The organism is Micromonospora deserti, assembly GCF_003236335.1.
Lineage (GTDB): Bacteria > Actinomycetota > Actinomycetes > Mycobacteriales > Micromonosporaceae > Micromonospora > Micromonospora deserti.
On record NZ_POUB01000244.1, the window covers coordinates 1 to 8,968 of the forward strand.

An 8,968-nucleotide genomic window follows, 5' to 3' on the forward strand; every position below is an offset into this window, starting at 1 on the left:
GGGTGGCCTCGGGGCCGGCGGTGGGCGGTGTCCCGGTGGTCCCGGTCTCCTCCGTGGCTCCGGTGGCCAGGTCGGGCACACCCGGCCGGGCGGACGCGGTCCGTCGGGTGGTCGGGGCGGTCGGCTCCGGCGCGCCGGCTTCCGCGGCGGCCCGGCCGCGGGCGGTGCCGGCCTGCAACGCCGACATCACCCGGCGCGCCTCCTCCGGGCTGCGCAGGGTGGGGTTCCCGACGGCCGGTTGCCGCAGCGTCGGCCCATCCACCACGGGCAGCCGGGTGGCGTCGTCCACGGTCGGCTGCCCCCCAATGGGCGCCTCCACCATGCCCGGCGGCTGGTGTGGGTGTGCGGCCGCCTGGCGGCGCCGGACCCGGCGCGGGAGCCCGTCGACCTCCCCGGCGGTCTCGGCCGGCGCCGGGCCGGGCCAGGCCGGGTGGGATGACACCGGCACCGGGCCGGCAGGGGGCGGCACCGCGCCGGGCGGCGCCGACGGCACCGGGTCGGTCCGCTCCCGGCCGGACTGGGCGGACCGCGGCCGGGGCAGGGTGCCCAGCCGGCCCGCACGGGCCATCCGCCGCCCCTGCGCCGCCGGCCCGGAGCCCGGCGGCGCCGATCCGGCGTCCGTCCCGAGGGGCAACGCGGACGGCTCGTCGGTGATCAGGTCCGCCGGGATGAGCACCACGGCGGTCAGCCCAGACCCGCCAGAAGGGCGCAGCCGCACCCGGACCCCGTGCCGCGCGGCGAGCCGGGCCACCACGAACAGGCCGAGCCGGGCCGTCTCGGCGGGATCGAACTCGGGTGACCGGGCCAGCCGCCGGTTGGCCTCCTCGACGGCCGCGGCGGACATCCCCAGCCCCCGGTCGATGATCTCCACCGCGTACCCGTTCGCGACGTGCTGCCCGGAGACCTCCACGCGGGTTCCCGGCGGGGAGAACGCGGTGGCGTTCTCGATCAGCTCGGCGAGCAGGTGGATCACGTCACCGACGGCCCGCCCGAGGGCGCCGGCGGGTTGCACGGTGGTGATGTCCACCCGGTCGTACGCCTCGACCTCGGAGATGGCGCCACGGATCAGGTCGACCATCGCGACCGGGTTGCGCCAGCCCCGCGCCGGTGCCGCGCCGGCCAGGATGACCAGGTCCTCGGCGTGCCGTCGCAGCCGGGTGGCGAGGTGGTCGACGCGGAACAGCTCGGCCAGCTCGTCCGGGCTCTCGGTGTGCCGCTCCATCCGGTCCAGCAGGGCGAGCTGCCGGTGCACCAGGCCCTGGCTGCGCCGGGCGATGTTGAGGAAGACATCATTGAGCCCCCGGCGCAGGTTGACCTCGTCGACCGCGGCCCCGATCGCCGTCCGCTGCACCGCGGTGAACGCCCGCCCCACCTGGCCGATCTCGTCCGCGCCGTACTCCAGCGACGGCGCCTCCCGGGCGATGTCGACCTGCTCGCCGCGGCGCAGCCGGGCGACCACGTCGGGCAGCGCGCGCTCGGCCTGCTCCAGCACCGTCCGGACGACCGTGAGCCGGTGTACCAGGGAACGCCCGAACCGCAGCGCCACCAGGAGCGATACCACGACGGCGACCAGACCGAGCACGCCGGCGGCGGCGAGCCGGGCCAGGATCCGGACGGCGGTCGGCACCGACCGGTCGGCCAGGCCGTCGGCCTGGGCCAGCTCGAACTCCCGCAGCGCCTGCTGCGCGGCCTCGTAGCTGGTCTGCCAGACGGTCGGGTCCACCGCTGGGCGCGCCGACGGCCCGGCGCCGATCAGGGTGTCCTGCATCGTCCGGAGCCGGGCGAAGACCGCCCCCTCGGTCAGGCGCTGGTACTCCGTCCGCTCGGCGTCGGGCAGGTCGGCGACCGCCGTGTCGGCGAGGAACCGCTGGTTGCCGATGGTCTGCACGAGCTGGCTGTGCTCCCCCTCGGCGAAGCGGCCGGCGGTGAACACCCCGGCCAGCAGCGCGTCGGCCTGCCCGAGCAGTTCCCGGGAGCGGCCCAACGCGGTGAGCGCGAGCGCCTGCCGGTTCAGGTCCTGGTCGGGCAGGGCCGCCATGGCCGCGAACGCCTGGAAGGCCGAATTGATCATGCCGCTGTAGAGGCCGATCGCCCCGGTCCGGTCAACCTCCCGCCGGTCGATGAACCCGCGTCCGGCGGGCAGCGCATCCAGCGCGGTGACCAGCTGGTCCAGCCGGGCGTCGAGGAGGTCGCCGGCGGCCTCCCGCAGTTCCTCTCCGGCGATCCGGCGGCGCAACTCGGCGACCGCGTGGTCGGTGCGCTGCCGCTGCTCGGCCAGCCCGGGCAGGACACCGTCGCCGGCCAGGTGGATCACCGAGAGCCGGCGTTCCCGTTGCAGCTCGGCGACCACGGTCTCGCCGGGGTGGCCCAGGTCGTACAGGAGGGTCCGGGCGGCCAGCAGGTCGAGGGCCGGCCCGAAGGTGAGTGCGGTGGCGAAGATCCAGAGCGCGAGCAGCGCGGTCACCGGCACGACGACCAGGGCGGTCAGCTTGGAGCGGATCGGCCAGTCGCGGGTTTTCAATCGGACCTCGCCCGGAAGGTGTGGCTGCGGGGGCGCCGGCGCCGGCCGGGCAACGTCCGGACCGACCGCGCCCCGGCGGGACGCGGGGCGCCACCGGCGGACGCCTTGGGCAGGATACGTAATAACGCGCCGGATGCACTACCGTCCGTCGCAACGCGTGTCCGGACGGGCGTCCACAACCGACGAACGCCCCGCCGGCGGTGGCGGGGCGTTCGTGGGTGGACCGGATCAGCTGTTGACGGAGGCGCCCAGGCCGTCGGCGACCCGCCGGCCGGAGTCGTCGTGCGCTGGCGGCAGTTGTTCTGCCGCTCGATCTGAACAGCCAGGTGAGCATGCGCGTCGGCTCCGGGGTGTTCGACATGAAATCGACGATGCGGTTCGGCTCCTGCCGGATGGTCACCGTGCCCACGGTCTGGAGCGGCTACGCCCGGGTGTACGTCGAGGCCGGTTCGTCGCCGATCGTCCCGTACCCGGCGAATCCCGCGCGGGAGGTTTCAGCGCCGGCGGGGAAAGTGCCCCGGATCGGGATTGGCGATCAGCAAGCTGAGGGAATACCGGGTGGCGAAGGAGGAGCCATGTCGCCCACGCAGGTAGTCGTCATAGTTCTCGTCGTACTGGTGATCGCGGCGCTGGCCGTGCTGACCCGGACCTACGCCCGGCGGCGGGCGCTGCGGTCCCGGTTCGGACCCGAGTACGACCACGTCGTCGCCGAGCAGCACAGCCGGGCCGCCGCCGAGCGTGAACTGCGGGACCGGGAACGCCGGCACGCCGAGCTCACCCTCACCCCGCTCGCTCCCGAGTCCCGGGCCCGGTACGCCGCCGCCTGGGAGGAACTACAGGTCCGCTTCGTCGACTCCCCGGGGGAGACCGTGGGCGCCGCGGACGACCTGGTCACCCGGCTCATCGCCGAGCGCGGCTACCCCACGGGTGACTTCGCCGACCAGATCGCCCATCTCTCCGTCGAGCACGCCCGCACGCTGACCCACTACCGCGACGCCCACGAGATCCACCTGCGCAACTCCCGGGGCGAGGCCAGCACCGAGGAGCTGCGCCGGGCCGTAGTCCACTACCGCGCCCTCTTCGCCGACCTGCTCGGCGAGGACCCGGTCGGGCACCGGCCCCCGGAGCAGCGCCAGCCTGAGCAGCGCCAGCCGGACAGCCCGCACGACGTCACGAGCCGTTGAGGAGATCGCCATGCGCCACGAAGAGCAGCAGGTGGACAGGGAACACCCCGAGGACGCCCGTTCCACGCCGGTGCCCGTGCCCCCGCCCGCGGACCAGGCCGGCCGGGCCGACGTACCCGAGGACGCGCTGGACGACCGGGGCACGTTCGACGACCCGAGGGTCGCCGGCGAGCGGTCCCCGGCCGACCGGGACGCCGAGGACGCCGGGCGGCCGGAGTTCCACCAGCCGGCCCCGGTGCCGACCGCCTTCGGCGCCACCTCGGTCGGTGGCGCGGTGGCGGCGTCCGCGCTGGCCAGCCCGCGTCCCGAGGACGAACCGGACCCCCGGACGGAGGAAACCGCCCGCCCCGGCGACGGCGTCGCCGACGGGCCACGCGAGGGGCGCCGGGCCGACCCGACGGCGGAGTTCCACCGCGGCGGCCACCGGGCCGCGGACCAGACCGACCGGCGCGCGGACGCGGTGCCGGACCGGGCGGAGCGGCCCGCGGGGACGAGCGTGCTGCCGCCCGACGCGAGCGAGGGGCGCCCGGAGCGGCGGGCGGACCTGACCGGGTGGGCCGGGGACCCGGACGCTGCCGCAGCCGGCGGCGCCGGGTACGGCAGGGCGACGCCCAGCATGGTGGATCCGGACAGGGTCTCGCCGGACGCCGACCCGGTGCTCGCGAGGGCCACCGCCGCCGGGTCGCTGGAGGCCGCCGGCACCGCCCGCCCGGCCGGATCGACCGTCGCGGCCGAGCCGGCGACGCTCTTCGACCCGGCAGCCGCGCAGGGGTTCCGGGACCGGTGGCGGGACGTGCAGCTGCGCTTCGTGGACGACCCCCGCGCGGCGGCCGGGGAGGCCCAGTCACTGGTCGACGAGGCCATCCAGGCCCTCGCCTCGGCCCTGTCGGCGCAGAAGGACAAGCTGGGCGCCTGGCAGGAGGCCGCCTCGGCGGACACGGAGCAGCTGCGGGTGGCGGTCCGCCAGTACCGGGACTTCCTGGACCGGGTGCTGGGCCGCTGACCGTACCGCGAGGCCGCGCATCCCGGCCGAGCCCCCGACTTCCGCACGTCTCGCCCGCTGACCGGGTGGCGGGGCATGGGGACCGCCGCACCGGGTACGCGATGGGGTCAGGGAACGCGCCTGGGGACAGGAGGCAGTGACATGACCGACCGTGACCGTAACCGACCGCTGGAGGAGAGCGCCGAGGTGGCCGCGGCGGTGGAGGACGACACCGGCGTCCCCCAGCTGATGACCGGCGGCGGCGCCGACCGGGACAACCCGGCATTCGCCGAGCCCGGCGAGCGGCCGGCCGGCGGCGCGCCGACGGACGACCTAATCGGCGACCCGTACGCGGCCGGAACCGGCGCGACCGGCACCGGCACCGGGGCCGGTGGGGACAACATCCGCACCGGCGGGGAGCAACCCTGGGACCCGGAGGACCTGGTGATGGCGCGGGGCCAGGACCTCACCCCGGAGAACGTCGAGCAGGCCCGTCGGGACCTCGCCGAGATGGGCCGGGCGGCGATCGAGCGGACGGTCCCCTGACCCTGGACGCGAGGGGCCCCTGGCCCGACCGTCGGGCGGTCGGACCAGGGGCGGGGAACCTGCCGCTGGAGTGCCTCACCTACTGCCAGCGGCGGGTGGGCGTCGGGCTCACAGCGGCGGGTAGGCGTTGCGCATGAGCTCCTGGAACTGGGCGGAGAACCAGGCACCGGAGATCGGCGCGTTGGGCAGGGCACCGCTGGGGCTGTTGCCGTTGCGGGCGTTGCCGGTGTAGGTCGGGTCGCACATCCGGTCGAAGCCCTTGCCCTCGTCGTTCGGGATCAGCCTGCTGGAGCCGTCCGACTCGCCCGGAGGCTTGACCCAGACGTACGCGTCGATGCCGGGCTCCGGAGCGGTCTTCGGACGCTCGCCCAGACCGGCCCCGGCCTGGTTGCACCAGTTGCCGGCGTGGATCCGGCGGTCGACCCGGCCACCGTCGACGTATGCGTCCACGCTGGTCGTCGCGCCCGGGCCGGTGGGCCGGGCACTGCCACCCCAGCCGTTGCGCGAGGTGTCGATCAGCATGCCGATGTTCTGGTCGAAGCCGATCTGCACCAGCTTGTCGCGGAACGCCTGGGCGAACGACAGCTCGTCGACGTACTGGTTCCAGTCGACCCACTTGGACTGCCGCACGGACTGGCCGTTCACCGAGTCGGTGATCCTGAAGTAGGGCTCCTTCAGTGCCGAGTAGTTGGCGGTGTTGACGATGAAGCCGTGCACGTGCGCCACGGTGCTGCCGGAGGCGGTGGCGGCGGCCTTCAGGACGTCGGCGGTGGGGCCGAAGTTGCTGTCCCACCCGATCCAGGCGTGGTGCCCGGCGTCGATGTAGTTGTAGACGTTCGGGATGGCGCCCAGCTTGGCCAGGGCATACCCGACGCCGTTGACGTACGCGCCGTTGGCCTTGACCGTGTCGCACATCGCGGTGGCGGTCGGCCTGCCGGAGGTGTTGGTCACCAGGTTCGGCAGCGAGTCGATCTCGATGACGTTGATGATCCGCAGGTTCCGGTACTTCGCGTCGGCCTGGATCGCCGTGATCGGGTCGATGTACTCGGCCTTGTAGCGGGGCAGCTCGTCCGGGCCCAACTCCCCATTGGAGGCGAGCGCCGCGCAGTCCCGGCCGGGCAGGTTGTAGATGACGAACTGGATGTAGCCGGCGCCCTGCCGGAGCGCCTCGTCGAGGTGGTCACGGACCCCCATCGCCCCGTTGGAGCTGCTGTCCGGGGTGCCGTTGATGGCGGCAATCCGGTCCAGCCACACGGCGGTCGGGGTGTTCGACACCCGGCTGCCACCCGGCTCGGCGTCGGCCTTGGCCTTCCATTCCGGGTTCACGTAGCCCCTGGCCCCCACGTACGGGTTGTCCACCTTGTTGCCGGGCGGCGGGGTGGTCGGCGACGGCGTCGTCGGCGGTGGAGTGGTCGGCGGGGTACCGCCGAAGACGGTGGCCTCCCGCGCGGTCTGCCGGATGCCGTTGGCGCCGTTGAAGAGCCGCTGACCCCAGCTGGTCAGGCTGGCCGGGTTGAAGTTGGTGGCCATGTCCAGGTACTCCACCCCGCCGCCGTTGCCGCTCCACGACCAGCCCAGCCAACCGATCCCGTTGGCCTGGCTGTAGGAGAGGATGGCGTCCTCGTCGGGGTCGCCGTCGGAGTGGTTGAAGCCGAACTCGCCAACCACGATGGGTAGTCGGGCGGCCTGGAAGCCGCCGAGGTAGTCGCTGATCTCGCCGGCGGTGTCGAAGACGCCATACATGTGGATGGAGAAGACGGTGTTGCGGTCGGGATCGGCGGCGAACACCGAGGCGGCGTTGTCGCGCATGGTGAACGACCAGTCCTGGCCCCAGTTGGGTGCGTCGACCATGATCGTGTGGTCCAGACCGCCGGCGCGCAGGCGCTTGATGGCGTTGCCGGTGTCGGTGGCCCAGGAGGCGTAGTTCTGGTTGCCGTACGGCTCGTTGCCGATGTTGACGATGACGTACTTCTCCTGGCCGCCGAGCGCGCCGGCGATGCTGAGCCAGTAGTCGACCGCCCGGTCGAGGGTGATCGCGCCGCTCTGCTCGCCGTACCCGGTGGTGTCGTGCACCTCCAGCACACAGATCAGCCGGTTGGCGGTGCAGAGCGAGATGACGTTGGCGACGTCGGCGGCGCTGTTGCGGGTCCAGCGGTCACCGCTGGAGAGCACCACCCGGACGGTGTTCGCGCCGAGCGCCTTGATGTCGGCGAAGGAACTGGTCCGCTGCGGGTACCAGGTGTGCGCGTGGTTCACCCCGCGCATAATGAACTCGTTGCCGTTGGCGTCGTAGAGCTTGCCGCCGGCGACGGAGAAACCGGTCGCGGCCCGGGCGGGCTGCCCGAACGCCAGCACGGCGACCAGCAGGGCGAGCAGCGCCGCACCGGCGACGGAGAGTCGTTTCTTCATGGCCTTCCTCAGGGAGGACCCCCGCTGCCCTGATGGGGGTGGGATGTCACAGGGGAAGGCGGCTGCAGCCCGACAGCCGCCGCCCGGCTTCCCGGCGGCGCACGGATCAGCCTAGGCCGATGGGTTCGGGAGCGCAATGAACCGGTTAAGGTCCGCCTGGCCGGGGCGGCCACGAAGCTGCCCGACGAAGCGGACGCGATGGTTGACCGACGCCGGCCGGGGTATCCGGGGATGATCTGTCCGGGTCCGAAGGAGAGACGCCATGGTCAACATCGGCTACACCCTGATGTGTGAGCAGACCGGTCCGAAACACCTCGTCGACCATGCGGTGCGCGCCGAGGGGGCCGGCTTCGACCACCTCGTCATCTCCGACCACTACTACCCCTGGCTGGACTCCCAGGGCCACTCCCCGTACGCCTGGTCGGTGTTGGGCGCGGTCGCGCACGCCACCTCGCGGGCGGCGCTGATGTCGTTCGTGACCTGCCCGATCCGCCGCTACCACCCGGCGGTGGTGGCCCAGAAGGCCAGCACTGTCGGGGTGCTCTCGGACGGCCGGTTCACCCTGGGCCTGGGTGCCGGTGAGAACCTCAACGAACACGTGGTCGGCGGCTGGCCGCACGTGCAACAGCGGCACGAGATGTTCGAGGAGGCGTTGCAGATCATCCGGCCGCTACTCAACGGGGAGACGCTCACCTTCTCCGGCAACCACTACGACGTGCCCGACGCGTACGTCTGGGACCGGCCCGACCACCCGGTGCCGATGGCGATCGCCGCCTCCGGCCGACAGTCGGCCACCCTCGCCGCCGAGTACGGCAACGGCCTCGTCGCCACTGAGCCGGACCCGCACATCATCCAGATGTACGACGACGCCGGCGGGGTCGGCCGGCCCCGCTACGGGCAGGTCGCCATCTGCTACGGCCCCGACGAGGCGGAGTGCAGAAAGATCGTGCACGACCAGCTCCGCTGGTTCGGGTTGGGCTGGAAGGTCAACGCCGAGCTGCCCGGACCCGAGTCGTTCGCCGCCGCCACCCAGTTCGTCCGCGAGGAGGACGTGGCGCAGAGCATCTCCTGCGGACCTGACGTGGACGCGCACGTCGCGGCGATCAAGAAGTTCGTCGAAGCGGGCTTCACCCACGTGGCGATCGTGCAGGTGGGGGCCGACTCGCAGCTGATGTTCCTGGACTGGGCGCAGGAGCGGCTGCTGCCCCGGCTACGCCAGCTGTGCTGTCTCTTATAGAGATCTTCGAGCCCACGAGACTAGCGCTCACCTCGTATGCCGTCTTGTGCTTGAAAAAAAAAAAAAAGATAAAGCCTGCGAAAACAGTG

The 8,968-nt window shown here is 73.0% G+C and carries 6 protein-coding genes; 4 read left to right on the top strand and 2 right to left on the bottom strand.

The genetic code is table 11. From position 1 onward, the window contains the following. A partial coding sequence (locus C1I99_RS25280) for a sensor histidine kinase (RefSeq protein ID WP_111136691.1) occupies positions 1-2,521 on the bottom strand: 2,521 nt, incomplete at its 3' end. Between the two features lie 575 nt (positions 2,522-3,096). Between C1I99_RS25280 and C1I99_RS25285 the strand changes: the two genes are divergently transcribed. The 3 genes from C1I99_RS25285 (at position 3,097) to C1I99_RS25295 (ending at position 5,233) form a co-directional block, all read left to right on the top strand. Next, positions 3,097-3,705, top strand: a complete 609-nt coding sequence (locus C1I99_RS25285) for a hypothetical protein (protein WP_111136692.1) — start codon at positions 3,097-3,099, stop codon at positions 3,703-3,705. A gap of 10 nt (positions 3,706-3,715) precedes the next feature. After that, on the top strand, positions 3,716-4,708 hold the full coding sequence (locus C1I99_RS35250; RefSeq protein WP_111136693.1) for a hypothetical protein: 993 nt from the start codon (positions 3,716-3,718) through the stop codon (positions 4,706-4,708). Positions 4,709-4,849: 141 nt separating this feature from the next. After that, positions 4,850-5,233 (top strand): hypothetical protein, encoded by a 384-nt coding sequence (locus C1I99_RS25295; protein ID WP_111136694.1) that lies wholly within the window; start codon positions 4,850-4,852, stop codon positions 5,231-5,233. A 108-nt stretch (positions 5,234-5,341) separates the two neighbouring features. Here C1I99_RS25295 and C1I99_RS25300 read toward each other — a convergent pair whose 3' ends face one another. Then, positions 5,342-7,642: a glycoside hydrolase family 6 protein gene (locus C1I99_RS25300; RefSeq protein ID WP_111136695.1), complete on the bottom strand. Its 2,301-nt coding sequence runs from the start codon at positions 7,640-7,642 to the stop codon at positions 5,342-5,344. Positions 7,643-7,904: 262 nt separating this feature from the next. Here C1I99_RS25300 and C1I99_RS25305 point away from each other — a divergent pair, with 262 nt between their 5' ends. Continuing rightward, on the top strand, positions 7,905-8,879 hold the full coding sequence (locus tag C1I99_RS25305) for a TIGR03557 family F420-dependent LLM class oxidoreductase (protein ID WP_111136696.1): 975 nt from the start codon (positions 7,905-7,907) through the stop codon (positions 8,877-8,879). Positions 8,880-8,968 lie beyond the last annotated feature (89 nt).

Bases quoted from the DNA above. Each gene is read 5' to 3' on its own strand.
- C1I99_RS25300 (WP_111136695.1), bottom strand. From the start codon at position 7,642: ATGAAGAAACGACTCTCCGTCGCCGGTGCGGCGCTGCTCGCCCTGCTG.
- C1I99_RS35250 (WP_111136693.1), top strand. From the start codon at position 3,716: ATGCGCCACGAAGAGCAGCAGGTGGACAGGGAACACCCCGAGGACGCC.
- C1I99_RS25285 (WP_111136692.1), top strand. From the start codon at position 3,097: ATGTCGCCCACGCAGGTAGTCGTCATAGTTCTCGTCGTACTGGTGATC.
- C1I99_RS25305 (WP_111136696.1), top strand. From the start codon at position 7,905: ATGGTCAACATCGGCTACACCCTGATGTGTGAGCAGACCGGTCCGAAA.
- C1I99_RS25295 (WP_111136694.1), top strand. From the start codon at position 4,850: ATGACCGACCGTGACCGTAACCGACCGCTGGAGGAGAGCGCCGAGGTG.